20 protein-coding genes and 3 pseudogenes are annotated in these 25,182 nt (G+C 70.2%); 11 read left to right on the top strand and 12 right to left on the bottom strand.

Annotated elements, in window-relative coordinates; genetic code table 11:
- Window positions 1-85: 85 nt before the first annotated feature.
- Complete coding sequence (locus tag NQO67_RS18520) at window positions 86-322, bottom strand: hypothetical protein (protein ID WP_255951154.1); 237 nt, start codon at window positions 320-322, stop codon at window positions 86-88.
- Between the two features lie 728 nt (window positions 323-1,050).
- On the opposite strand from NQO67_RS18520, the pseudogene NQO67_RS44585 reads away from it, so the two are divergent.
- Window positions 1,051-1,323: pseudogene (locus NQO67_RS44585) on the top strand (Tn3 family transposase); the annotation flags it as partial.
- A gap of 17 nt (window positions 1,324-1,340) precedes the next feature.
- Here the strand turns inward: NQO67_RS44585 and NQO67_RS18515 are convergent.
- Window positions 1,341-2,009: a type III effector protein gene (locus tag NQO67_RS18515; RefSeq protein ID WP_255951153.1), complete on the bottom strand. Its 669-nt coding sequence runs from the start codon at window positions 2,007-2,009 to the stop codon at window positions 1,341-1,343.
- Between the two features lie 128 nt (window positions 2,010-2,137).
- On the opposite strand from NQO67_RS18515, the gene NQO67_RS18510 reads away from it, so the two are divergent.
- The 4 genes and pseudogenes from NQO67_RS18510 to NQO67_RS18495 all read left to right on the top strand — a co-directional run.
- Complete coding sequence (locus NQO67_RS18510) at window positions 2,138-2,569, top strand: Hsp20/alpha crystallin family protein (protein ID WP_255951152.1); 432 nt, start codon at window positions 2,138-2,140, stop codon at window positions 2,567-2,569.
- 99 nt (window positions 2,570-2,668) lie between these two features.
- Window positions 2,669-3,064 carry a DUF2267 domain-containing protein gene (locus NQO67_RS18505; RefSeq protein ID WP_255951151.1) on the top strand — a complete coding sequence of 132 codons (396 nt, stop codon included), beginning with the start codon at window positions 2,669-2,671 and terminating at the stop codon, window positions 3,062-3,064.
- Between the two features lie 104 nt (window positions 3,065-3,168).
- Window positions 3,169-3,564, top strand: a complete 396-nt coding sequence (locus tag NQO67_RS18500) for a DUF2267 domain-containing protein (protein WP_255951150.1) — start codon at window positions 3,169-3,171, stop codon at window positions 3,562-3,564.
- A 26-nt stretch (window positions 3,565-3,590) separates the two neighbouring features.
- Window positions 3,591-3,825: pseudogene (locus NQO67_RS18495) on the top strand (hypothetical protein); the annotation flags it as partial.
- Window positions 3,826-3,856: 31 nt separating this feature from the next.
- Here NQO67_RS18495 and NQO67_RS18490 read toward each other — a convergent pair.
- The 6 genes and pseudogenes from NQO67_RS18490 to NQO67_RS18465 form a co-directional block, all read right to left on the bottom strand.
- The gene (locus tag NQO67_RS18490) at window positions 3,857-4,966 is read right to left on the bottom strand and encodes an iron-containing redox enzyme family protein (protein WP_255951149.1); all 1,110 of its coding nucleotides are present in this window, start codon (window positions 4,964-4,966) and stop codon (window positions 3,857-3,859) included.
- Window positions 4,963-5,265, bottom strand: a complete 303-nt coding sequence (locus NQO67_RS44290; RefSeq protein WP_255951148.1) for a CDGSH iron-sulfur domain-containing protein — start codon at window positions 5,263-5,265, stop codon at window positions 4,963-4,965. The genes NQO67_RS18490 and NQO67_RS44290 overlap by 4 nt, the downstream gene beginning before the upstream one ends.
- The gene (locus tag NQO67_RS18480; protein ID WP_255951147.1) at window positions 5,249-5,929 is read right to left on the bottom strand and encodes a HemK2/MTQ2 family protein methyltransferase; all 681 of its coding nucleotides are present in this window, start codon (window positions 5,927-5,929) and stop codon (window positions 5,249-5,251) included. Before NQO67_RS18480 ends, NQO67_RS44290 begins: the two co-directional genes overlap by 17 nt.
- 215 nt (window positions 5,930-6,144) lie before the next feature.
- Complete coding sequence (locus tag NQO67_RS43855) at window positions 6,145-7,530, bottom strand: FUSC family protein (RefSeq protein ID WP_305125975.1); 1,386 nt, start codon at window positions 7,528-7,530, stop codon at window positions 6,145-6,147.
- Between the two features lie 160 nt (window positions 7,531-7,690).
- Window positions 7,691-7,804, bottom strand: a pseudogene (locus tag NQO67_RS18470) (NAD(P)-dependent dehydrogenase); the annotation flags it as partial.
- 317 nt (window positions 7,805-8,121) lie between these two features.
- The gene (locus tag NQO67_RS18465; RefSeq protein WP_255951146.1) at window positions 8,122-8,445 is read right to left on the bottom strand and encodes a plasmid stabilization protein; all 324 of its coding nucleotides are present in this window, start codon (window positions 8,443-8,445) and stop codon (window positions 8,122-8,124) included.
- A 655-nt stretch (window positions 8,446-9,100) separates the two neighbouring features.
- Here NQO67_RS18465 and NQO67_RS18460 point away from each other — a divergent pair.
- Complete coding sequence (locus NQO67_RS18460; protein WP_255951145.1) at window positions 9,101-10,177, top strand: NAD-dependent epimerase/dehydratase family protein; 1,077 nt, start codon at window positions 9,101-9,103, stop codon at window positions 10,175-10,177.
- Between the two features lie 79 nt (window positions 10,178-10,256).
- On the opposite strand, the gene NQO67_RS18455 is transcribed toward NQO67_RS18460, so the two are convergent.
- Window positions 10,257-11,231, bottom strand: coding sequence for a YihY/virulence factor BrkB family protein (locus NQO67_RS18455; protein ID WP_374119025.1), 975 nt, complete (start codon window positions 11,229-11,231; stop codon window positions 10,257-10,259).
- Window positions 11,232-11,656: 425 nt separating this feature from the next.
- Window positions 11,657-14,506, bottom strand: coding sequence for an alpha/beta hydrolase (locus NQO67_RS18450; protein WP_255951144.1), 2,850 nt, complete (start codon window positions 14,504-14,506; stop codon window positions 11,657-11,659).
- 541 nt (window positions 14,507-15,047) lie between these two features.
- On the opposite strand from NQO67_RS18450, the gene NQO67_RS18440 reads away from it, so the two are divergent.
- Window positions 15,048-15,353 carry a helix-turn-helix domain-containing protein gene (locus tag NQO67_RS18440; protein WP_255951143.1) on the top strand — a complete coding sequence of 102 codons (306 nt, stop codon included), beginning with the start codon at window positions 15,048-15,050 and terminating at the stop codon, window positions 15,351-15,353.
- Between the two features lie 637 nt (window positions 15,354-15,990).
- Window positions 15,991-17,244 carry a glycoside hydrolase family 5 protein gene (locus tag NQO67_RS18435; protein ID WP_255951142.1) on the top strand — a complete coding sequence of 418 codons (1,254 nt, stop codon included), beginning with the start codon at window positions 15,991-15,993 and terminating at the stop codon, window positions 17,242-17,244.
- 140 nt (window positions 17,245-17,384) lie between these two features.
- Here the strand turns inward: NQO67_RS18435 and NQO67_RS18430 are convergent, their stop codons facing one another.
- Complete coding sequence (locus NQO67_RS18430) at window positions 17,385-21,281, bottom strand: glycoside hydrolase family 2 TIM barrel-domain containing protein (protein ID WP_255951140.1); 3,897 nt, start codon at window positions 21,279-21,281, stop codon at window positions 17,385-17,387.
- 187 nt (window positions 21,282-21,468) lie between these two features.
- Entirely contained in the window at window positions 21,469-21,834 is a 366-nt protein-coding gene (locus tag NQO67_RS18425) for a hypothetical protein (protein ID WP_255951139.1), read from the bottom strand.
- 285 nt (window positions 21,835-22,119) lie between these two features.
- On the opposite strand from NQO67_RS18425, the gene NQO67_RS18420 reads away from it, so the two are divergent.
- From NQO67_RS18420 to NQO67_RS18410, 3 genes are all read left to right on the top strand, one after another.
- Window positions 22,120-22,473 (top strand): ArsR/SmtB family transcription factor, encoded by a 354-nt coding sequence (locus tag NQO67_RS18420; RefSeq protein WP_255951138.1) that lies wholly within the window; start codon window positions 22,120-22,122, stop codon window positions 22,471-22,473.
- The gene (locus tag NQO67_RS18415) at window positions 22,470-22,784 is read left to right on the top strand and encodes a hypothetical protein (protein WP_255951137.1); all 315 of its coding nucleotides are present in this window, start codon (window positions 22,470-22,472) and stop codon (window positions 22,782-22,784) included. The genes NQO67_RS18420 and NQO67_RS18415 overlap by 4 nt, the downstream gene beginning before the upstream one ends.
- Window positions 22,785-22,974: 190 nt before the next feature.
- On the top strand, window positions 22,975-25,095 hold the full coding sequence (locus NQO67_RS18410; protein ID WP_255951136.1) for an MMPL family transporter: 2,121 nt from the start codon (window positions 22,975-22,977) through the stop codon (window positions 25,093-25,095).
- Window positions 25,096-25,182: the final 87 nt, after the last annotated feature.

Raw genomic sequence — 25,182 nt, 5'->3', positions numbered from 1 at the left:
GAGGCTGGCGACGGCCTGTCGCACCCTTCGCCGGGGGTGTCAGCGCGCGGCGTGTACCCCCGACTCCCGACCGGACGCGGCCGGTTCACCCGGGGAACGGGTCGGCCTCAAAGCGGATCGGAGTGGTCAGGTAGCCGGCCTCGGCGAACCGGTCGCCGAGCGTGTCGGTGTAGATGCCGAGCAGCAGCTCAACAAGCGACATCGGGTACGCCTCCCACCGCGCCCCGTTCCTGTCGCGCAGCACGATCGGCCACTTGCCCGGGTCAGGGCCATCGGTGTACCAGTAGGCCACATCGCCGTCGGTGCTTGCCGCGCATGCCATGAGCCTGTCGAGGCCGAGCCCCGGGCCACGCGTACGGCGGGGGCCGCAGCAGGGTGGACACCCCCTCGACGGAGCCCTGAGCGTCGGCGGTCTCCGAGAGGTTGCCGGCGGGCATCCCCGTCGCCGTGCGCAGCACGAAGAACAGGCGGTTGACGTAACCGACGCCGTAGGCGTCGATATAGGCGCCAGGCCGGACGCGGCCCTACCGATGGATGCGCTGTGGTAGCTGAGTCCCTGACGGGCGGCGGGTCGGCGAGTTGATCCAGTGGTGCGGTGCCCTGTGCTGGATCAGTGCTGGAACGTTCGGCTGGTTTCGTCGTTTCCGCAGGTGGCAGCGCCGGACCGACGTTCCGGTTCAACGTTTGAAAGCGCCTCCACTCAACCTCAGGCGCGGGAGTCGCAGGTCAGGGGGTTTGTCGTGGTCTGCGGCCACTGCTTCATGTGGCACTCTCGCGAAACGTTCAAATGTGGCGCACTGATAGCCGTTTCCGTGTTCTTGTAGGTCGGCGGCATGATGCATCACGTCGATGCGGTGAGTGATGACGTGCTCACGGTGACGGCTGCTGGATTGTTGCGGGATGGCTTGACGTGGCGTCAGCTACGGATGGCCGGTTCTCGGCGAGTGGTGGAAGCTGCTTCCCTTCGGCGGTGATGGCCGGGTGAGTCGCGAAGCCGCGCGGCCACGCGCTCCTGGATCGGCTTGAGTGGCTGGTCAAGATCGGCTGTCGATGGGGGCAGGTGGGTGCCCGAGAGCGTCCTCGTGGACGGCGAACCGGTACCTCTCCATCGTGTTGCCGGACGAGCCGGTCGCCGGCCTGGTCAACGCGCACGCCGAGCTGGACTTCTCCCCGGCGTGGGGCGACGGGACCGCCGTGGCCGCGGACGGCATGCACATGGACACCTACCTCTACCTCGACAACCTGCTCGCCGAGACGTCCGTCCGGTACGGGAAGCCGGGAGGCATGGCGTACCGCCAGGTCTCGGATACCTGCATCGCACTGTTCACGCGCTACTTCGGTCAGTCGGGCGGTGCCGGGAGTGTGGCGGAGTTCGTGAGGGTGTCGAGTTGGGCGGCGAGGTCGGGGTGGGCGGCTGCCAGGTGGGGGCGGGTGGCGTTGAGGGGGTGGATGAGTTCGGCGGGGTCGTTGTGGGCGAGGGCCGCGTGCAGCTGGTCGAGTGGGTGGCTGGCCGCGGTGGGCAGGTCGGTGAGGGCGGTGATCTGGCCGGCGAGGCGGCGCAGGTCGGCGGCGTTGCGGCGGGCCCAGGTGGCGGTGGTGCGCCTTGCGGCGCGGCGTTCGCGGGTGGCCTGGACGCGTTGTTCGCCGGTGGTTCCTGCGGGGCCGGGCCTGCCCCGCAGGTAGCGGCGCTCGGCGGCCTGGCGGCTGGCGACGCCGAGGGGGTGGGCGAGGTCGGCCCAGCTGGCGCCTGCGTGGCGGGCGGTTTCGATCAGGCCGGTTTCCCATCCGGCGAGCTGCTCGCGTACCTGCCGCAGCAGCAGGAGGGAGGCCAGGGCCTGCTCCGGGCCGACGCCGGGAGCGCCGGGAACCTCGGGCGCCTCGGGCGCCTCGTGCTGGTGGGCCGCGTGCAGGGCGTCGTCTATGGCTTCGAGTGCCGCCGCGGCGGCGAGGAACGAGGCCGGGCTCTGGGCGTCGGCGCTGGAAGAGGCTGGCTGGTCGGCCGCTGTCACGGGCACCTCCCTCGGATCTGTCGTCCACTGGACGACACTGCGTTTGTCATCCTTCCGATGACATGTTACAACGGTTCCAGTGCAGCACATTGGCAGCAACTGTCCGAACCTGCTGGAGGTGTTTCGTGATGTTGATGCGCACTGACCCCTTCCGTGAGCTCGACCGGCTGGCTCAGCAGCTGATGGGCCCTGGCACCTGGTCGCGGCCGGCCGCGATGGCGATGGACGCCTACCGCGAGGGTGACGAGTACGTGGTGGCCTTCGACCTCCCCGGCGTCAGCGCGGACGCGATCGACATCGACGTCGAGCGGAACATGCTGACCGTCAAGGCCGAACGCCGCCCGGTCGCAAAGGCCGACGACGTGCAGATGGAACTGTCCGAGCGGCCGCTGGGTGTCTTCTCGCGGCAGATCGTGCTGGCCGACACGTTGGACACCGAGCACATCAAGGCCGACTACGACGCGGGCGTGCTCGTCCTGCGCATCCCGATCGCCGAGCGCGCCAAGCCCCGCAAGATCTCCATCGGCGTCGGATCCGACCGCAAGGAGATCTCCGGCTGAACCGGGCGGCACGGGCCGAACAGCGGCGGAGGACGGGCACCTGATCTCCCCCTCATCCCGTCCTCCGCCCCCACTGGACGGAAGAAGGGGGTGGCCGAGGTGACCCTGCGATGGGAAGCGTTCCTCGACCGCGTGAAGGAACGCGGCGAGTACAGCAGCTCGCAGGAGGCAGAGCGCGCGGCCCGTGTGGTGCTCGCCCTGCTGGGCGCGCACCTGGTCGGTGAGGTCCGCGCCCAGCTGGCGGCCCGCCTGCCGGAGGACTTCGCCTTGATCCTCCTCAACCCGCTCCAGAGCGCCGAGCCCCTGACTCCGGAGCGGTTCGTGCGGGCGACAGCGGCCTGGATCGAGGGGGCCACCGAGCAGACCGCCACCTGGGACGTCAGCGCCGTCCTCAGCACGGTCGCCGACGCCACCGGCGACGACCTGCTGGGGCAGATCCTGCTCCAGCTCCCCGCGGGCTACGACCTCCTCTTCGGCCACCCCCGGCCCGCCTGACGGGACCACCCACACAGCCGGTGCCAGTGCACCGGCACGGCGACAGAAAGGCAACCACCGCAGTCATGTCCGACAGGCGTCCACCCCTCCGGCACACGCCCGTGATGACGTACGAGCAGATGCTGGAGAAGGTCCGCTACGAAGGCGCATACCCCACCCGGGAGAAGGCCGAGGAAGCCGTCCGCCTGGTCCTCGCAGGGCTCGGACGCCAGCTGACCGGCGACGAACGCGTCGAACTGGCCGCCCGGCTCCCCCTCGAAGCCGCACGCATCCTCACCGCACAGATCCCCGACACCCAGCCGCTGACCGGCTGGGCCTTCGTCAAGGACCTTGCCGCCCGCACCGGCGCCCCCCTGGCAACCACCCGCTGGGGCACCGGATCCGTCCTCTGCGTCGTCGCAGCCCTGGCCGGCTCTGAGCTTCTCACCGACGTCCTGCGCCAGCTCCCCGCCGGCTACGCGCTGCTGTTCGGCCGCGCCGAACTCACCCAAGCCGCATAGGCGAAGCCCGAATGCCGAAGACGTAGCGGCGCGGGCGTCGGACGCTGGTCAGGACCGACTCCGCAGGCGGCGCCCACGAGTCGTCACCCGGCTCGCCCAGCGGGGAAGGTGGCCGGCGTACTCGGTCGGCACGACCATCACCCACGCCTCCCGGGCGGCGAGATCCGTGACGGCGCCCGGGTCGCCGCACTCGAACTGCGGCACCGCCGGGGCGCGAGGGCCGAGGGCCGCATCCGCGCCGCTCGCGCCACCGGCCTGCGCAGGCCGTCAGCCGCTCTACGATTCGCCACGCTTATCGGCCACTGGTCTGGTCGGGATCACGGCCCGGCCCGCTGGCGCGATGCGGTCCGAGCGGTGTCCGGAGCGCGCTGTCTCCCGCCCGCCACCGGGCGAGGAGCCACGTGTCCTGTCGCTGGTCCAGCAGTCCCGTGGCGGCGATGCCGAAGACCACATCGTCCGCGAGCCAGGGCTCCTGCGCGAGCAGCCCGCCGACGACGTCTCGGCGTACGACCTGTTCGTGCACCGCGTCGGCTTCCACGTGCTCGGTGTAGAAGTGTTCGGCCGCGGGGCCCGCGCCGGCGCGCCGCATGGCCCTGGCCAGGCGCGCGGAGGCGGGTGACGAGGTCACTTCGACGGATGCGAAGTGGCCCACGAGGGCACCGCGCAGCGCCCGGTGCAGTCCGAGGAGCGACATCAGATTGACGGTGGCCAGCGTCTCGGCGGGTGCCGCGTCGAGGTAACCGCCGTAAGTGGTGTCGAGTCCGAGGTCGCTCATCAGGGCTGCGAAGAGCGCCGCGTGGATGCCCTCCGGGCGTCCGGCGCCGAACTCGTCGTACTCGACGGCGACCATGGCTGCCTTGGCTCGCCCCCACAGCCGGGGGATGACCCATGCGTGCGGGTCCGCCTCCTTGAGGTGGTACAGCGAGCGTGCGGCCGCGTACTCGCGCAGCTGCCACAGCTGTCCGTGGCGGGCAAGGAAGTGACTGACGCTGTCCGGGTCGTGCCCGGCAGGCTCTACGAGCAGGGCGTCGAGGGCTTCCTCGGGGCTCGTGCGAGTGCTCTCTGCGGTGTCCTGCCGGAGGGCCGACGCGAAGAGTCGTTCCAGGCTGCCGCGCAGCTCAAGCAGGCCCGGGTTCCATTCGAGCGCCGCGTCGGTTCCGGCGAAGCCGCGGTAGTGCAACTCGTACAGGAGGTACAGGGCGAGCTGAAGGTCGTCGCCGTACGGGTCGGCTTCGACGGCTTCGACGGCGCACGCCGCCCCGGATGATGTCCCCGGTGGTGCCTTCAGTTCCGTCAGTTCCGTCAGTTCGGTCAGTGCTTTCAGCACATGAGCCGACAGCTCCCCGCGGGCCTGCGGCAGCACGGGCCCCGCCTGGTCCGGGGCCGAGGTTGGCGCGGTCACGTCCCCGTTCCCTTCTCGTCGGCGGCAGGACCCCGGTGCGGGGTGCGCCGGCGGCGGTGACTGGTGTCGCACCACGGGGGGATCGCGGTGCGCCGGCAGGTGCAGACGGCGACGGTGAAACGGTCGGAGCGTGCCACGGTGCCGTCCTCCAGCGTCACCTCCACCGGTCCGGACAGCAGGATCGGTCCCTCGGCGCCGAGCGTCACCTGGCAGACGTGGCTGGCGTGGCAGGCGTGGGTGGCGTGGGTGGCGTGGCAGACGTGAGTGGCGTGGGTGGCGTGGTCAGGGTCGCTGGGCACGGATGATCACCAGCTCCTCGTGCTGCTCGCTCCCCTCGAGCAGGCCCACACTGCTCAGCCACTCGGCCCGGGAGCGGAGCACCGGCCCGAACGGGATGTGTGCGCGGTCGTGCACCGTGGCACGGAGGCCTGAGCGCGCGAGGCGGTGCATCGTCCTGTCGGTGCCGCAGAGCCCGGACTGCACCATCAGCAAAACTCCGTGCGGGCGCAGCATCTTCGGCGCGCCGTCGCAGAGCCGGTTGACCACGGCGCGGCCGTCCGTGCCGCCGTCCCACGCGCGGCTGGCCAGGGGCCGGGGGAGCGGTGCCGGCGGAGCCGGGACGTACGGCGGGTTGCTCACGATCAGATCGAAGTCGCGACCCGCGACGGCGTCGAAGAGGTCCCCCCGGCGCACCCGCACGCGCCGATGGAAGCGTCGCGCGTTGAGCCGTGCCGTCAGGACGGCCCGCCTGTCACGGTCGACAGCCGTCACCCGCACCCCCGGGTGTGCCGCGCGGAGCGCCAGCGCACCGCTCCCCGTGCCGACGTCCAGCACCTCCGTCCCGGGAGGCATTTCCTCACGGTCGAGAGCCTGGGCCAGGAGCAGTGTGTCTTCCTGGGGCGGGTACACCCCCGGTAGACGCAGTAGGGATCGTTCGATCAACGGTTCCGCGGCCAGGGTCATCGACGACGTCTCCGTCCTGTCGGCGCTCTCGTTCCCGGGCGAAAACCCTGGAAACGAGATTCGGATTCAGCCCCTCGGCATGGCGATCGTTCGTTCCCCTTTAGCGGGTCACAGGGATCACTGAGGTCACATCCGCCCCGTACTTGGAACTTTTCGACGTGTACCCCGTCGGCGGCGATTACACATGGGAACGCGATGGGGGTCCTTCGGGGGGATCAGGCTCTTTGCCCGAGCCTACGGGCCTTGATGGGAGCGTTTTCACCCCGCGGGGAAGCGGTGCCGGTGCCGGTGCCGGTGTCGGTGCCGGTGCCGAGCGCCGGGGTGTGGTGGGTTTTCGGGCCGGCGGCCGGGGAGGGGCTTGCCTCATCGGCGGCGGTGGTCTCCGGCGGGGCGAGGACGGACAGCATCTGGGTGGTCTCCACGAGGAGTTCGCCGCAGACCGCGGCAGCGGGTCCGGGGCGCTCGGCGAAGTCCGCGGCCAGGTGATCGTGGATGTGCCAGGCCTCGTCCCGCGCACGGCCGCACCGAGCAGGGGTCGCGTGCCGCTGCGGCTGAGCACGGTGGTCCGGCGTCCTGCGGCGGTCCTCGTCGTGGTGCCGTCGGTGTGGCGACTCAGGCTCGGCACCTGCCTGGATGAGGTCGGCCTCTGCCTCGCAGAGGATCGCCGCCCGTTCGGCCAGCTCTGCGTACCGGGCGAGGAACGCCGTGCCCGGCGCGGTCAGCCGGAACCGGTCGCCGGCGGTGGATTCCAGGGTGCGGGTGATGGCGATGAGGTGGGAGGCGACGCTCTCCCAACGGGCGTCGTGCTCCACCGCCGGGGGTGGCGGCCCGGTGCGGCGCAACCGTGCGCCGGGGTTGGCCCGAGAGCCTTCCGCCGTCCACCGCCGGGCCTCGGCGACCACTGCCGGGATCCGGGCGAGCCGGCGGGCGCGGTCGTGCCAGGCGGCGGCGTCCGAGGCGGTCCATCGAGCGTCCAGCCCGCTGGCCATCGTGTGCAGCAGGGCTGCGCTGTCACGGGGGAGCCGGTGGAGTTGCTCGCGCACGTTGCGCAGGTGGACCGGCGGCAGGACGAAAGCGTTGACAGCGATCCCGAGGGCCGCTCCGATCAGCGTCTCCAGCAGCCGGTGGCCGACCGTGGAGAGCGAGACGTCGCCGTAGGTGATCACGAACAGCGCGGTGGTCGCCCCGTAGAGGCCCTGCGCCCCCAAGCGGCGGTAACTGCCGAACAGCATCATGATCGGGAGGATGATGGCCATCGCTCCGAGGGTGCTGCCGTCGGTTGTCGCCATCGCCGCGGAAGCGCCCAGCGTGCCGGCCATGATGACCGCGAGTTGCTGTACCCCGGAGCGGAACGAACGGTAGACGGTGGCCTCGACGAGTGTGAGGGCGGTCCAGGGGGCGAGCAGGGCCATCGGCGCCCGGAGCCACCACCCGGTGAGCGCCCACGCGGCGATCGCGGCACCGGCAGCCTTGCAGGACTGCACGCCGGTGTCCCGATCGGGGCCCGGTCCACGCACCGCGCGGCCCGCCGCACGGCGCAGTTCGGCCGCCTCCCATCCGAGTCGCCTGCCCGCGAGGGCGAGTCGCTCGGTCGATGTCAACGTCGTCAGCTCCCTCTTGTTGCCGAGGCCGCGTCTTCGGTGCATTGCCCTGCACTGCCGTCCGCTGGGTGTGCAGGACCGCGTCGGTCAGCTGGCAGGCGGGTCACGGGGCAGGGAGGGGGCACGGGGCATGGGGGGCACGGGGCAGGGGACAGGCGCAGGCGGGAGCCATTTCGGCGGGTTGGGCGGGACGGCCCAGCGGTGATGTCCTGCGGAACTCCGCGGTGTCGGGGAGGGGCGCCGGGATCAGGGGTATCCACACCGGGCCGGGCGCTTCATCGGTCGCGCTCCCGGGACGCCACACCCGGGGGGCCTTGTCACCCAGCCGGAGGGCCCACTGGAGCTTTGCGAGGTGCTCCGCCGTCCCTGCGCCACTGCCCCACCCGCTCGGCGATCACTGCCCCACCCGCTCGGCGATCACCGCCCCGCCCGCCCTCGCCGGCACAGCCTGGTCCCGGCCCCTGGGCCTTGGTACCGGACGCACTCGCACCGGCTGGGCGTGATGGGCCGCGGTGGACTGCTCAGCAGGTGCGGTCACTGCCTTCTCGGGGCCCGCCAGCCGGGTCCCGGCACGGTCTGCGTGCCGCTGGTTCAATGGCCCAAGGCGCGTTCGAGTTGCCGCTTGTTCATGGTGGAGCGGCCCTTGATGTTGCGCTGTTTGGCCTCGTTGTAGAGCTGGTCCTTGGTCGGCCCCTGCGGGCCGGAGTGCGAACGCCGGCCGCCTCGCTCGTAGGCCGACATGTCCCGCGTGGAGGTACGGCTTGCACGGCGGGCCTCTCCGGTGCGAGCGCGCTGCTTGTTCACGGTGCGGGCGGCGATCTCCTCGGCCCGGCCCTTGCTGGTGCCGCGCTTCTCGGCGCCCTCCTTGATGTGCTCGTACTGCCTTTCCCGCTTCTTGTTGGATCCGGCAGGCATTGATTCTCCCTCCTTCGCGTCCACACACGCGCGACGTGGTACGACGCCGGTGCGGCACAGGTTGCTGTACGCCCTGGTTCCCGATGCGGCCGGGTTGATTCGTCCGCCGGCGCACCCGTAAGACTCCGGACGGCGTCTCTCCACTGTCCGTGCACGACACTCGCCGCAGGGAGTACCCGCCCCGCGGTGTCACTCGTCCTGTGCGGGTTCCGGCGGGTGGGCAGGGGTCACCAGCCGCCACTCGGCTCCCGAGCATTTCTGCGGAGGCGGCGGGAAGGTGTGCCCCTTCACGTCCGTGCTCTCGAACGCCCGGTGGCCTTGGCCGCAGGAGCACTCGTAGATTCCGCTGGCCGGGACGATCTCACCGGGTCGATAGGTTTTTCCGCTGTTCGTACCCATATGAACACTTTTACCCGACCCCTGCTACTCGCACCCGCCGGGGCGACGAAGCCGGGGTGACGAAGCAGGAAGCGTGGGCCGCTGCTGTTTCGCCGTTACGGCCCCGGGCACCCGCCGGGAGGCCCTGATCGGCCGCGGGGAGGCGCGAGCCGCACGGGGCGGAAAGCACCGGTCCACCGGATCACCAGAACACCGGTCCACCGGGCTGGCGGGCCGCAGGACGGATTCGGGGCGGGCCGGGCGTGGGAGGTCGTTCATGGCAAGGAACGAGGGCGGCTTGCGTGTGGTCGTCGTCGGCGCCACGGGCAACGTGGGGACCGCCGTCGTCGAGGCTCTGGGCGAGGATCCGGAGGTGGACTCGATCCTCGGCATCGCTCGTCGGGTGCCTCAGTGGTCGCCCCCGAAGACACGGTGGGCGGGCGTCGACGTCGCCCGGGCGTCCGAAGAGGAACTCGCCGGGCACTTCCGCGGTGCCGACGCGGTGATCCACCTGGCATGGCTCTTCCAGCCCACGCACGAACCGGTGGTCACATGGCGTACCAACGTGCTCGGAAGCATGCGTGTGTTCGACGCGACGGTGGCGGCGGGCGTCCCGGCCCTCGTGTACGCATCGTCGGTGGGTGCCTACTCGCCGGGCCCCAAGGACCGGCTGGTGGATGAGAGCTGGCCGACGCACGGCTGGCCGGACGCCGCCTACTGCCGCGAGAAGGCCTACGTCGAACGCGTGCTGGACAGCGTGGAGCGTGACCACACCGGCCTCCGGGTGGTGCGCATGCGTCCCGGATTCATCTTCCAGCACGGCGCGGCGCCTCAGCAGCGGCGACTGTTCGCGGGGCCGCTGGTGCCGGACGCGCTGGTCCGCCCGAGCACGGTGCCGGCCGTGCCGGACATCTCCGCTCTGCGTTTCCAGGCGCTGCACGCCCGCGACGCCGCCGAGGGCTATCGGCTGGCTGTGGTACGGCCGGTGCACGGGGCGTTCAACCTCGCGGCCGAGCCCGTCGTGGACTCGGGCCTGCTGGCGGAACTGCTGCGTGCCCGGCGGGTGCCGCTCGCCGCAGGGCCTGCGCGACGCGCCCTGGCGGCAGCCTGGCATCTGCATCTCGTGCCGGCCTCACCCCACCTCTTCGAAGCCGTGCTGCATCTGCCGCTGATGAGCACGCGCCGGGCGAGGGAGGAGCTGGGCTGGAGCCCGCGGTACTCCTCGCGCGAGGCCCTCGACGAGTTCCTGGCGGGGCTGCGCGACAGGACTGGCCTACCGACTCCGCCCCTCGTCCCGCGGCTGGCCAAGGGACGCGCGCAAGAGGTGATGACCGGCGTCGGCCGGCGCCCCTGAACGAACGCACCCGGGCGCCGCAGACCGCCTGCCCGGACACGCCCCCGGCCGGCTGACGGCTCCCATGGCCCGTCACCGTTCAGAGCTTTCGGGTGTCGCGGGGTTCGGCGTAGGGCTCTTCACCGGGTGGGTGGCCGCTGTCGATGGCGCGTGAGCGTTCGAGTTCGGTGTTGAACTCCAGGCCGAGCAGGATGGCGATGTTGGAGATCCACAGCCAGACCAGGAAGACGATGATCGCGGCCAGGCTGCCGTAGGTCTCGTTGTAGCTGCTGAAGTTCGCCACGTACACGGCGAAGGCGGCGGACGCGACGATCCAGATGACCACGGCGACGGTGCTGCCGGGGCTGACCCAGCGGAAGGGCCGCCTGACGTTCGGGGACGCCCAGTACAGCAGGGCGACGATCAGCATGAACAGCAAGACCATCACGGGCCACTTGGCGAAGCTCCACACCGTCACGGCGGTGTCGCCGAGCCCCAGGACCGTACCCGTGCGCCTGGCCAGGGCCCCCGTGAAGACCACGCCCACCGCGATGGCGGCCAGCAGTACGACCACGACGACGGTGATGGCGAGTCGGAGGGGCAGCGTCTTCCACGCCGGTCGGCCCTCGCCGATGTCGTAGACGGCGTTGGACGCGCGCATGAAGGCCGCGATGTATCCGGAAGCGGACCACAGGGCGATCACGATACCGACGACGAGGCCGATGCTCGCCCCGCCCTGGCCGCCCTCCAGCTGCTTGAGGCTGCTGTTGAGGACGTTGCGTACGGAACCCGGGGCCAGACTGCCGACGTTGTCGATCAACGGTCTGATGGTGCCGGCGCCCAGGAGACCGAGGATCGACACCAGGGCCAGCAGGGCGGGGAAGATCGACAGGACTCCGTAGTAGGTGAGGGCGGCAGCCCAGTCGGTCAGGTTGTCGGCCTTGAACTCCTTCGGGGTGCGCTTGAGGGCCGCCTGCCACGACCGCTTGGGCATGTCCGTCGGTTTCCTGGCCGGCGGCTGCCCGTTCGCTTCGGCGCGGTGGCTGCCGTGGGGCCCTTCTCGGTGCTCCACCATGGCTCTTTCCTGCTGGTTGGCTCTTTCCTGCTGGTTGTCACCTGCTCTTGGCGGTGGCCTTTCGGAGGGCGCCGCGGGTGTCGTCGACGATCGCCGCCACCGAGCCGAGGGTGATGGTCTCGGCGCTGCTGTACCTGCTCACCAGCACTGTGGGCCCGCCGGCCCGCGGGCGCCGTCACTGCTGCCCGCAATCCGCCCGCCTGCCGCAGAACACCACACCATCGGCCCCTGAAGGACACCGCGCGAAGCATGCCGATCACCCGCGACTCGGCACCCATCACGTCGGGCAGCACAGCAGGACCGGCAACCCGGCAACGGTGGACGAACACGCACGCTTCAGGGTGGCCGGACACCCTCTGGCCTGCATAAGAGCAGGCCAGAGGGTGTCCGGTGGGCGGCCGGCCGGTGGGCCGGCCTACTTCGTGTCAGCCCGCGGCGCGCACCTGCACCGTCGCCGTGTCACTGTGTGCGGAACCGGCGCCGGTCGCCGTCAGCGTCGTCGCGCCGACGGGGGTGTCCGCCGGTATCCGCGCCGTGAAGGTCACCGTGCCGTCGGAGTCCGCAACCGCCCTGCCCAGCGTCACCTCACCGAGGCGGAACTCGACGCTTTCGCCGGACCGGTAGCCGCGTGCCGTCACGGGCGTGGTGGTACCGGCCGTGACGGTGCCGTCGACGTCGAGGGTGCCCGGCGTACGCGAGGCCGCGTACTCGGCGCAGGCGTCACCGGGGACGCCGAACTCGGGCGCCGGGTCGCCGGCGATGACCCCGTCGTCCTCGCGCACGGTGAGGGTGCCGAAGCCCTTGTCGCCCATGACCGCCCCGGACACGTCGGTCGCCGAGACCTTGAACGACGTGGTCGCCGTGGCGCTCCGCTGGGTGTCGCCGTACGTGGGAACCCGCACCGCGACGCACACCTGCCCCGGGGCGAAGGTCACCTCGTGCATGGCGTCCCCGGCCCTGCCGTCCACCGCGCCGAACGCGCTGACGTACGCGGTGACCGGATGGTCCACCGGTCGGGACAGCACGGCGGCCACCTCGGCGGTGCCGGACCCGGATCCCTCGTCGACGCGGGCAGGTGCCACGTCGACACCCGCCTGCTGCTCGGGAACCCGCGCGCCGACCGCCCGGTCCTCCACCGAGAGGTCGGAGAGGTAGACGCCGCCCGAGGGAGCGTCCTTCGTCGCGGAGAACCGCACCTCGCGTACGTCCTTCAGGTTCAGGCCCTCCAGCGCGGACGTCGGGATGGTCACCTGTTGCAGGATCACCTTGCGCAGCCACGGCGAGCTGACTCCCGGCATCCGGGTCACCGCCGCCGGGTTGAGCGCGGAGACGGGCGAGGACCACGTGTGCCCGGAGCCGTCCGCGACGGTGACCGCCAGGTCGGTCCCGGTGGCCACCGCTTCGTCCGCGGCCATCTTCACCGACACCTGCTGGAACGAGCTCACGTCCCGCGCGTCCGCCGGAACCGCCACGCTCACCTGGCCGCTCGCCGACGTCCACTTCATGTGCAGCATCGGCGAGGCCGGCACGTTCCACGCCCACAGGGCCGGTGACCAGTGCGGCACCGCGGCCTCGTTGAGGGTGGTGGAGCAGAACGGCAGCGGCTGCTCGAGCGTGACGCCTCCGGTGCCGCCCATGCTCTCGCAGACCTCGGCGGTGGCGTCACCGGTGGTGCCGACCGCGTCGGAGGCGTGCTCGAAGGTGGCGATGTCGACGCGGGACTTCGCGGGCTGGGTGGCAGCCACGCTGATGTGCGCGAACGATGTCGAGGGCGGTATCGCGTCCGAGCCGTCGAACATCGGCTGGAACTGCTCCTCCTCGCCGAGCGTGAGCCTGAAGAAGCCCGAGACGTAGGCGGTGCCGACGGCGACCTGCTGCTGGGGGGTGAGCCGGGTCGTGGTGGCGGACGAGGGGTCGCACACGGGGTCGTCGGCGTTCGGGGCCAGCGTCGTCCAGTCGTCGGCGGTCTCGGCGGGGAAGCCGCCCGGCGTCCAGATGGTGTTGAAGAAGTTGTGGTTGGTGCCCATCACGAGCACCGCGGAGCGCAGCACGTTGTCGTCGAAGGCGTGCCGCGAGTCGTCGACGATGTGCTGGCCCATCAGGTTCTCCACGTCGCCGTCGCAGTACGGCAGCACCGTCGCCGTCGCCGCGTTCGGCAGGGAGATCCGGTCGTAGTCGACGGGCGCCAGCGGCAGCACCGCCTTGATCCCGAACTGGTCGGAGACGGGCAGGGCGTCGTTGAGCGTGGCGGCGGCCACGACGCCCTCGCCACCGCGGGAGTGCCCCATGATGCCGACGTCTTGCAGATCGAGCTTGCCGGCGAGGTCGGACGGCGTGATGTCGCCGTCGAGCGCCTGCGCGAGGCTGACGTCGCGGTCGGTGAACGCGTCGTGGTAGACGACGTTCTCCTGGGCGTCGGCCTTCTTCAGCATCCGCAGGGTGTCGAGGATCAGCTCGCCGCGGGCCTGGGCGCCGTAGTCGGCGGCGAGTTGGTTGTCGGTGGCGTTGATCGCGTTGGCCGACACGGAGATGACGGCGTATCCGTTGCTCGCGAGGGCGCGGGCGGGCGCGTCGTACCCCTCAAAGCTGGGGATGGGCCAGACCTGTTCCGTGCTGTCGGGCGAGGTGCGGCAGGGCCAGCCGGCCGGGTTGGGCTCGTCCGGCCCGTAGCACGGGGTGTGGCGGCCGTGCTCGAAGATCACGACAGGCTTTCTGCCGGTGCCGTCGGGCAGGTAGACCTTGCCCTTCAGCTCGCCCCGGACGCCGCCTATGTTGAGCAGGGGTATCGCTTCGTCGCCGAAGTCGTAGACGGCCTCGGAGACATGGTGGGGACCGGGTTCCGACGGGTCCACCGAAAGCGTCTTCGACGCCTCGGGGGCCTCGGGCGCGGCCGGGGGGTGGGCGGGGGACGCCGGGCCGGTGTCGGACGGCGTGGTGACGGCGTCGGTGGTCACCGAGGTCGCGTGCAGCACCGAGGGATCGGTGGTGACGAGGGAAAGTAAGGTGCCGTCGGCCGACTCCGTGGCAGGGCCGAGGAGGGTGCCGTCCGCCGAGAGGGTGGGAACTCCGGCGGTCATGGGGAGGGGTTTGTCGAGATCGAGGGTGACGCGGAAGCCGCCCGCGACACGCGTGACGGACCAATGGTGGGCGGCGGCCGGCTCGTCCGCGGCGGCGGCCCCGTCGACCTGGGTGAGGCTCAGGGCCCCGAGGACGAGCACGGCGGCGACGCGGAGCGAACGCCCCGCACGTCTCTTGCGACAGGTGTCATGTGACATGGTGACAGTTTTACTCGGACCGGGCCGCACAGGCCCGCCGTAACCCCCAAGTCATGACCGCTCATGGCCGGCACCGGGCGGATCATAACGTAGGGGCAGGGTGTGGACCGCGGGCGGCGAACCCGTCGCGTGCTCGTCCTGACGGACGCGCTCGGCCTCACGTTGCCGGAAGACCTGACAGTTAGTCATGCCATCCTCGAATTGGGTGCAGTCGTTGACGTCGCCAGCGTCGATCGTGAAGGTCGGCGCTCGGGCAGGTCGTCGGTGACTGCCCTTCGACGTGGCTGGTGCCCGGCCTCGGCGACCGCCGACACCTTGCCGGTGGCCCGCCCCAGCCTGACGCCGAGTACGCGGAGCATGGCCGCGGATCTACGGGCACGGATGGTTGGTCGAGGCGATGCAGGACCGTGTTCCGCAAGACGCGGATGCAAGAGACCGCGGAGGTACAGCGCGCGCGACGAGCGCAGGAAGAATGCGAGGCCAGGCACGTGCCTGCCGAGGAGCACGAGGTCTACGACAGGGCTGTGAAGGAGGAGGAGCTGTGAAGCACGCCACCTGGAAGACCCGCCGGGCCAAGAAGCTCTCGGGGGTAGGCGATGATCTCGGACCGGAGGGGCGGCGGGTCTACGACGAGACCGGCCTGGCGATCGAGATCGGCCGTTCCGTCTACCGTCGACGCACCGAGAAGGGTTGGTCGCAGGCGGAGCTGGCGCGGCGGGCGGGGATGTCGCAGCCGGCCATCGCCCGGCTGGAGACCAGCCTCACGTTGCCGTCCACTCGTACCCTGCTGCGCGTTGCCGCTGCGCTCGAGCAGCCTCTGCACATCAGTTTCGGCGATGCTGCCTGAGCCCGAGCGAGAGGGGCGCGCTGGGTGCTTTCCGTGTCTGTGTTGAGGCGGTCTGTGGCGCTGGCCGGCCAGTGTGTATGAGTGGTCACTCCCGTGTGTGTGCTGTCCGGATTGTCTTCGTGTTGCGGACTCGTCCGGTAGTAGCCGCAGCACGGCGATCGTATTGGTGGCGGTCAGGCAGGCGGGACGAAGCGGCGCGAGGCTCATTCTGTCGCGACGCCGGGCGCGCCGCTGAGCTGTGCGGATGGCGTTCTCGGCAGGCGGGGCACGTAGCTGGATGGGCCTGCCGGGTCAGCGCTGCCTCGGACGCGCGGAGGGAACGTTCGCCCTGGTCGCTGCCCAAGACCTGAAACCATCGTCCGTGGGCGATCGGATCCCCTATAGTTGACTGTACACGGTCACATGCTGTGCGCTATTGGAGGCTATGCCTCCCGTGTCCGGTAATTCCCCTTGAATGCAGAGTCATTGATCGAGCCGCGCCCGTCCGCCCCGGGACTGCCCCTCCCGGGTTGAGGGTCTTCGTGGGTGTGGCCTTTCAGGGGTTGGGCACGCCCGCGGTCGACGCGACGCGGGGGTAGGCGTGCGGCTGCTGACGGTGCATCGGGGCCCCGATCCATGCCGTGCACACCACCGCGCCATGTCAGGCATGTTCTGGTCCCTCAAGGCCGAAAGAGAGGAAATACCGGTGGTTTCAGCAGTAAGGCGGATCAGAACCATCCTCATTGCCGTCGTGTTGACGGCGGTCGTATCCCTGACCGGTCTGGTGAGCCAGACGCCGGCCCATGCCACGGCGCAGGCAAGCGCCTCGGAGATCATTGCCGACATGGGTGCAGGCTGGAATCTGGGGAACCAGCTGGAGGCCAACTCCAATGGAGTGCCCAGCGAAACGGCGTGGGGTAATCCAGCCGTCACGCAAAGTCTCATAGACAAGGTGAAGGCGGCCGGGTTCAAGACAATCCGGATACCGGTGTCCTATCTGAACGACATAGGGTCCGGTCCGAACTACACGATTGACTCCTCCTGGCTGAACAGGGTCCAGCAAGTCGTCGACTACGCCTACGACCAGGGCATGTATGTGCTGATCAACATGCATGGCGACGGCTACAAGTCAGTCGGCGGTTCCTGGCTGATCTGTGATTCATCCGACCAGACCACGATCAAGGCCAAGTACCAGAAGGTCTGGCAGCAGATCGCGACCAAGTTCCAGGGCTACGACGATCACCTGATCATGGAGTCCATGAACGAGGAGTTCGACGGTCAGTACGGCAATCCGACCCAGCCGTGCTACTCGAACATAAACGCGTACAACCAGATCTTCGTGGACACCGTGCGGCAGGCCGGCGGGAACAACAGTTCACGGTGGTTGCTCGTGCCCGGTTGGAACACGAACATCGATTACACCGTCGGAGACTACGGCTTCGCGATTCCGAGTGATCAGTACCGGTCCTCGTCCATCCCCAGCGACGAGAAGAGGATCATGATCTCCGTTCACTACTACGACCCCTGGGACTTCGCCGGAGACGAGAGCGGGACCATCACGCAGTGGGGTCCCTCGGCGACCAACTCGTCGAAAACGTCGACCTGGGGACAGGAAGACTATCTGGACGGGCAGTTCAAGAAGGTGCACGACAAGTTCGTCGTGCAGGGTTACCCGGTGGTCGTCGGTGAATACGGTTCGATCGACAAGTCGTCGTACGACTCGTTGAACAGCAAGTGCCGTCAGGACTACGCGCACACCGTCACGGCCGCTGCCAAGAAGTACGGAGCAGCCGCGGTGTACTGGGACAACGGGTTCAACGGACAGTACGGGTTGGGGCTGTTCGACCGGAACACCCACGCCGTGACCCAGCAGGGCATCATCGACGCCATCATGAGCGGCGTCAGCGGCTGACGGCACCCTGGTTCCGCCGTCCCACCTGACCGACCAGCGCGAAAGAGCCCCGGGCCCGGCCGGATGACGCCGGGCCCGGGGCATCGCCGTGGTCGCGGAGCGCGACACGACGGCAGCCGTCCATCCGTGGGGCGCGCCGGCTACTCCGCGGCGGCCGGCCGCCGGGACAGGGCCGTGGCCTCCTTCACGTCCGTGATCGGGCGCAGCCGGTAGGTGTATGCGTAGTCCCGGTCCGCGAACAGTTTGTACGCGTCGTGCGTGGGGCTGCCCCAGCTGTTGTCGCCGCCCACACCCATCTGCCGGTGGTTCAGGCGCAGGACGACGTCCTCGCGCGGGGTGAGCTGGTAGTCGTGGCGGGCCCCGACGGACAGGTCCTCGGGGGTGAAGTGCGAGGCGTTGAACTCCACCAGCGACCCGGGCTCGGCGTAGGCCAGCAGGCCGGCTCCCCGCGCATCGGTGAGGGCGACCCAGCGGACGTCGGTCCTGTTGCCGTTCTCCTGGGGGCGGATGTACGGCGTCCACTGGCCGGAGACGGTCCCGGACCACAGGCCCACGTCGGTGCCGTCATGCCGGTCCCAGTAGTTCTCCTCGGGCCCGCGTCCGTAGTAGTGCAGGTGCTCCAGGCGGCCCGGCAGGAACAGCAGGGTGCCGACCTCCGGGATGTAGGGCAGCGAATCCGCCCCGGGGTGCAGCGTGTTGCCGACCTCGATCTCACCGTTGCCGAACACCGTGTACGTCGTCGTGTACGTGGACTCGACGGTGGTCGGCAGGGTGCCGGCGACCTTGATCTCCACCGCCCCGCCGTCGAGCTGGCGTACCGTCACGCCGGTCACCTTGCGCCGGGCGCCGGCGTCCCGCCACGTCTGGTTGCGGGTGTGCTGGCCGGTGCCGTGGTCGTTGTCGGTCGGCGCCCGCCAGAAGTGGGGGGCGGGGCCGGAGCCGATCAGGGACACGCCGCCGGTCTCGTAGGAGGTGATGACGCCGTCCGCCTTGGAGAAGGTGACGGAGAAGTCGGGGCCGGAGACCTTGACCGTGTCGTCGCCGTCGTCGAGCCGCGGCTTCGCGACACCCCGCAGCGGGACCGGTGCCACGGCCGGGCTGCCCGCGTCGAGCGCGAGCTGCGCTCGGGCCACCTCGAAGCCGGCCTCCTTGGCCCAGGGCTGCGGCTCGCGTGTGGTGAAGGAGAGTTCGAGGAAGTACTCGGTGCCGGGCGCCGGACGCTCGGGCAGTCGCACCGGCAGGGTGATGTCCTTGCCGGTGAGCGGGGCGACATCGAGCTGTTCGCGGCTGAGGGTGCCGTGCGCGACCTGCTTTCCGTCGGCGACGAGCCGCCAGGAGGCGTCGAACGCACGGAGGTTGGTGAACAGGTACTCGTTGGTGAGGGTCACGGCGCCGGGCGCCGCGTCGTCGGCCCGGCTCACGCCGATGTACTGGTAGATCCGCTTGACCTCGGTGGTCTTGCCGTTGAGGGCGCGGTCGGCGGTGACGAGGCCGTCGGCCTCGAAGTTTCCGTCGTTCGGGTTGTCGCACCAGTCGCCGCCGTACGAGAGGAACGTCCGCTCGCCGGGGCGCTGCTCGCCGAACCCGGCGGACCCGGCGTCGAACCAGAACCGCACCCCGTCGTCGTCCGGCCCGCGCCCGTCCGAGGCGAGGTCGGCGGGGCTCAGCGCGCGGGCGTACACCCGGGCCCGCCGGATGGTGCCGCTGAACTCGCGGGTCGGGTTGTCGACGTCGGTGGCGAGGGCGAGCGGGGCGGTGTTGGCGTCCGGGCGTGCCGTGGTCGTGCGGGTCGCCCGCACCGTACCGTCCACGTGGAGGGTCAGCGTGCCCCCGTCCGCGTCGAAGACCCCGGCGACGTGGTGCTCGCTGCCGGTCCAGTCGTCCGGCAGCGTCCAGGTCGCGGTGATCCACTGCCCGCCGGAGTAGATGAAGAACTCCAGGCTGCCGCCGTTCTGCTTCAGGGCGTAGTGGGTGTCGCCCTTGGCTATGACGGGCTGGTGGTAGCCGATCGCCTTGGGGGTGACCCAGGCCTCCAGGGTGAGCGAGCCCGTGAGGTCCAGGCGGGTGTCCCGGGAGAAGACGGTCGCGCCGGAGACCCCCTTGTCCCGGTCGAACGTGCCGCCGGCGGCGATGATCTCGCCGCGCAGCCCGAGCGGGCCCTGCTCGGTGACGAGCTTCCTCGTCGGCGTGGGCCAGGTGAGGGACTGGTCGACGAAGTCCCAGATCCAGCCGCCCTGGAGGACGTCGTAGCGGCGGACGAGGTCCCAGTACTCCTTGAAGTTGCCGGTGGAGTTCCCCATCGCGTGGCAGTACTCGATCATGACGTAGGGCCGGGTGTCCGAGGCGTCCTTGGCGCGCTCCTCCACGCGGGCGGGCGTCTCGTACATCCTGGAGCGGATGTCGCTCACCTCGGGCCGGTCGTCGCCCTCGTACTGGATCACGCGGGTGGGGTCGTAGGAGCGGATCCAGTCGTGCATCGCGGTGAACGTGGAGCCGCTGCCCGCCTCGTTGCCGAGCGACCAGATGACGACGGAGGCGTGGTTCTTGTCCCGGTGGACCATGTTCTGGGCGCGCTGCACGCAGGCCTTGGTCCAGTCCGGGTGGTCGCCCGGGTACTCGTCGCGAATGCCGTGGGTCTCGAGGTTGGTCTCGCCGACCAGGTAGATGCCGTACGCGTCGGCGAGTTCGAGCCACAGGGGGTTGTTCGGGTAGTGCGAGGTGCGGACGGAGTTCATGTTGAGCCGCTTGATGATCTCCATGTCCCTGACCAGATCCGCCTGGGTGAGGGCGGTGCCGCGGTCGGGGTGCATCTCGTGGCGGTTCGTGCCGCGGAAGGTGACCCGTTTGCCGTTGATCCGCATCAGCCCGTCCTTCAGCGCGAATTCGCGCAGGCCCACGCGGTGCGACAGGGTCTCGGTGACCTTGCCCGCGGGGTCACGCAGGCGCAGCACGGCCGTGTAGAGGTACGGGTCCTCGGCCGACCAGAGTCTCGGGTTCGGCACGGCTTTTGAGGCCCGGACGGTGACGTCCTGGCCGCGGGGCGCGGAGGCGAGGTCCGCGGTCTGCTGCAAGGGACGCGGCCACACGGGGTGGCCCTGGGCGTCGTAGAGCTGGGTCTCGACGGTGTACCGCCCGTCAGCGCCGGTGCCGTAGGCGCGGACGTCGGCGGTGACCGCCAGGTCGGCGGCCTCGTAGCCGTCGGAGAGCGGGGTGTCGAGCTTGAAGTCACGCAGGTGGACGGGCGGCGTGGAGTACAGGTAGACCGAGCGGAAGATGCCGCTCAGCCGGATCATGTCCTGATCCTCCATCCAGTCGCCGTCGCTGTAGCGGTAGACCTCGACGGCGATCCGGTTGGTGCCGGGTCTCAGATGGTCGGTGATGTCGTACTCGGCGGGCGTGTACGAGTCCTCGTGGTAGCCCACCAACTCGCCGTTGATCCACACGTAGTGCGCGGACTTGACCCCTTCGAAGTGCAGGAACGTCCGCCGTTCCCGCCAGCTGTCGGGGACCGTGAAGGTGCGCCGGTACTGGCCGACGGGGTTGTAGCGGGTCGGCGCGGCCGGCGGCTGCGGTTCCTCGCCGAGGCCGTTGGCGCCCCAGTACGGATAGGTGATGTTGGTGTAGATCGGCCGGTCGTAGCCCTGCTTCTGCCAGACCGAGGGGACGGGGATCGAGTCCCAGTCGCCGTCGTCGAGGTCCGTGCGGTAGAAGTCCTCGTCCCGGTCGTCGGGACGGTCGGCGTACGCGAACTTCCAGGTGCCGTCGAGGCCGACGCGGAACGGAGAGCGGGTGCGGTCTGCCGCGAGGGCCTGGGTGACGTCCGCGTACGGCATGAGCGTGGTGTGCGGGGACTCGGTGCCGACCTGGAACAGGTCGACGGCCCCGTTCCACTCGGGTGGCGCGGCGTCCGCCGCGGCGTGCGCCGACGTCATGCCGTCCGGTCCCGCGCCCAGCGCGAGCGCGCCGAGCACGGCGGCACCTCCCTCCAGGAGCCGGCGACGGCTGATGACCACGGGTGACATGGGCGAGCGAGGCATGATCATGACCCTCCTAGGGGACGGTGGTGTCCCGGGGTGACCGCTGAGCCGCGCTCACACTAGAACTCGCACAGAAACGATTCAATAACTCCGTGCGATTGTGTGGCCTTCTGATGAAGCAGGGGTGAGGAGCGGCCCGTCGGCCTCCGTCGGCGGCTGCCCGTCGCCGAGCTACCCGCCGGCCCGGTCAAAGCCGGTCCGTCAGGTCCTCGGCGAACACCTGTGACAGGGGCTGCGGGCCCACGTACTGCTGGCAGTTGCACCGGCCGGCCTCGTAGCGCAGGGGCTTCTTGTTCTCGTCCCAGGCCGTCGGTATCTCGACGCGCTCGTGGCACCGGCCCTGCTTGTCGTGCTTGGCGAGGTGGTGCGTGCATCCGCAGACCGGCTCCGGCGGCTTGTTCGCGGCCTCGACGGCCAGGCGCTCCTGCTTCGCCGCCTCCATCAACTGGAGTTTCCGAGCGTGCCGATTGCGCAGTGCGGTGCGGACGTTGTCGGCCACCCATGCGAAGCCGCCCGTCCAGAAGGCGATGAGAACCCACCAGAACCAGTCCACCTGTTGCCCCTCCCCCTGGGTTCCTCCGAGGCCAGCATAGGCGGCCCCCCTCGTGAACACCTTGGCTCTGCTCGGCCGGGGGTCGAGGGTCGAGGGTCGAGAACCGAGGGCGCGGGGCTCGGTGGCGTCTGGAACGCAGCGGTGTCCCCGAGTCGACCCTGAGACGTCCCCCATGCCACCCCGAGTCTCACCCCGAATCTCACCCCGAGATGTGTCAGCAATCTTTGACAGGTGCCCAAAGCATCCGTCAGCCTTTTCTGACAGGTGCAACGGAAAGGTGCCGCCATGCCCGAGGACCCACCTCCGGCAGCAACCGGCGACGCGTTGCTGAAGGTGCTCTCCGCGCTCGGCAACCCACACCGCATGCGGATCATCGCGGCACTGATGGAGAGCCGGAACTACGTCAGCGCGCTGGCCCGCGAGATCGGTATGGGCCGCCCGCTGCTGCACATGCACCTACAGCGTCTGGAGGCCGCCGGACTGGTCGTCGGCACGCTCGAACCCGCGGAGGACGGCAAGGTCATGAAGTACTTCGACGTGGCCCCGTTCTGCTACGAGCTCACGCCGGACGCCATCGCCCGGGCGGCCGCGACGATCACCGAGACCGCCGGTCGGACCGCGAAGAAGGAAGTGAAGTGAACAAGGAACCGCTGACTCTCGCCGTCGACGGATCCGGAGCGGAGGCTCTGGTCGGCGCCGTTGGCGCAGCCGGAGTCTTCGCCCTGCTCATCGTGATCGTCTGGCAGTCCGCCGCCACCTGGCGGGCGCGGATGCTCGCAGCGCGCGAGGAGCAATACAAGGAACTCGCCACGAAATACGCCCAACTGCTCGAAGAGACCGTGGAGGTGCAGCGTCGGACCGTCGAGGAGCAGCGGCAGACCCTCGACGAGCTGACGCAGACCCGGCTGGCGGTCGGCTCGATGGAGAAGATGATGCGCGAGATCGAATAACAGCGGCCGTAGCGGTACGGCCGGGAGCGCCAACTCCCGGCCGTACCGGGAAACACACTCATCCCGGACACACATCCTGTACCACGGCAGGTCGTCACACCTCATGCGCCGTGGTGCGGGCCGCGTGCGCCCTGTGCCGGTGTGCCGCACCGGCTACCGGCGGCGCGCATTCCCACGAAGGAGACTACTCATGCGTGCGCTGCTCAAACTCGCCGCCCGTGCCCCAGGCGGGCGGCGTGGCAAGTGGTTCGTCCTGGCAGCCTGGCTGATCGTGGCCGTCGCCCTCGGGCCGCTGGCCGGAAAGCTCGGCGACGTCGAGGACTCCAGCGCCAACGCCTTCCTGCCGCGCGGTGCGGAGTCCGCGCGCGTCACCACCGAGCTGGAGAAGTTCCGTACGGACACGGTGATGCCCGCCGTCGTCGTCTACACCGGTGCGGGTGCGGACGGGAAGGCGGCCGCCGACCGGACGGCCTTCGCGCGCTTCGTCCCGGCGGGCGAGGAGGTCTCGCAGCCGCTGCCGTCCGAGGACGGCGCGGCCCTGATGACGGTCGTACCGCTGGACAGCGAGGATGACGTCACCGACAAGATCGGCGAGTTGCGTGAGATCGCCGCAGCGAACGCCCCGCCGGGCGTGGCGGTCGAGGTGGGCGGGCCGGCCGGCTCCCTCACCGACTCGGTGGCGGTCTTCGACGGCCTCGACTCGACCCTGCTGCTCGCCAGCGGCCTGGTCGTGGCCGTACTGCTGCTGATCACCTACCGCAGCCCGATCCTCTGGTTGTTCCCCCTGCTCGCCGTCGGCTTCGCGGCCGTCCTCACGCAGGTCACCACCTACCTGCTGGCCAAGCACGCCGGGCTGCCGGTGGACCCGCAGAGCGCGGGAGTGCTGATGGTGCTCGTCTTCGGCGTCGGTACCGACTACGCGCTGCTGCTCATCGCCCGCTACCGCGAGGAACTGCACCGCCGGTCCGACCGCCACGAGGCGATGCGCAGCGCGCTCGGCCGGTCCGGCCCGGCGATCCTCGCGTCGGCCGGCACCATCGCCGCCGGCCTGGCCTGCCTCGCCTTCGCCGACATCAACTCCTCACGCTCGCTGGGGCTGGTCGGCGCGGTCGGCGTCGTCTGCGGCTTCCTCGCGATGGTCACGGTGCTCCCCGCGCTGCTCGTCATCGCCGGCCGCTGGGTGTTCTGGCCGTTCGTACCGCACCACGGAACGCCCGCCCGCAGACCGCGCACCGTCTGGTCCCGTATCGCGACCGCCGTCGCCCGGCGGCCCCGCTGGTCCTGGATGATGTCCGGCGCCGTCGCCGGTGTCCTCGCCCTGAGCGCGGCCGGCATCGACATGGGACTGACGCAGGCCCAGACGTTCCAGGACACCCCCGAGTCGGTCGTCGCTCAGGAGCACATCTCGGCGCACTACCCGTCGGGCGCCTCCGACCCCGCGAAGATCGTCACGAGCGCCGGGAAGGCCGCCGAAGTCCGGGCGGCCGCGGCCGCCGTCGAGGGCGTGGCCCGCATCGAGAACAGCGGCGACCCCACCCGGGACGGCCGACTCGTCATGCTCTCCGTGGTGCTGCGGGACGCCCCGGACAGCCAGGCTGCCAAGGACACGATCGACGATCTGCGGGCCGCCGTACACCGGGTCCAGGGCGCGGACGCCCTCGTCGGCGGTACCACCGCGCAGACCCTCGACACCCAGCGGGCCGCCGACCGCGACCTGACCACGGTCATCCCGATCGTGCTCCTGGTCGTCCTGGGAGTCCTGATCTGGCTGCTGCGGGCCCTCGTCGCCCCCCTGCTGCTCCTGGCCACCGTGGTTCTGTCGTACGTCGCAGCGCTGGGTGCGTCGAACCTGCTCTTCGAGCACGTCCTCGGCTTCGCGGGCGTCGACTGGTCGATCCCGCTGCTGGGCTTCGTCTTCCTGGTCGCACTCGGCAACGACTACAACATCTTCCTCATGCACCGCGTGAAGGAAGAGACGGCACGCCTCGGTCACACGCACGGCGTCCTGGAGGGTCTGACCAGCACCGGAGGCGTCATCACCGCCGCGGGCGTCGTCCTCGCGGCGACCTTCTCGATCTTCGCCGGCCTGCCGCTGGTCACCATGGCCCAGATGGGGGTCCTCGTCGGTGTCGGGGTCCTGCTGGACACGTTCCTGGTCCGCACGGTGCTGGTCCCCGCCCTCGCCCTGGACCTGGGCCGCTGGTTCTGGTGGCCGGGCGGGCTCTTCCGCCGGCCGGCCGACGACCGTGAAGCCGCGCCGGGCAGCGACACCCAGCCTTCCGGACGCGGCCGGGCACACGGACCGGCCTGACACGGACCGGCCTGACACGGGGCGATGTCGACGCGGGTTCCCCGCCACCCGCGTCGACGCCGTCTGACCCGCTGCTGCGTCTCGTGC

It is taken from the genome of Streptomyces odontomachi (assembly GCF_024435355.1).
In the GTDB taxonomy this organism is placed as follows: Bacteria; Actinomycetota; Actinomycetes; order Streptomycetales; family Streptomycetaceae; genus Streptomyces; species Streptomyces odontomachi.
This window is presented reverse-complemented; position numbering and strand designations above follow the sequence as displayed.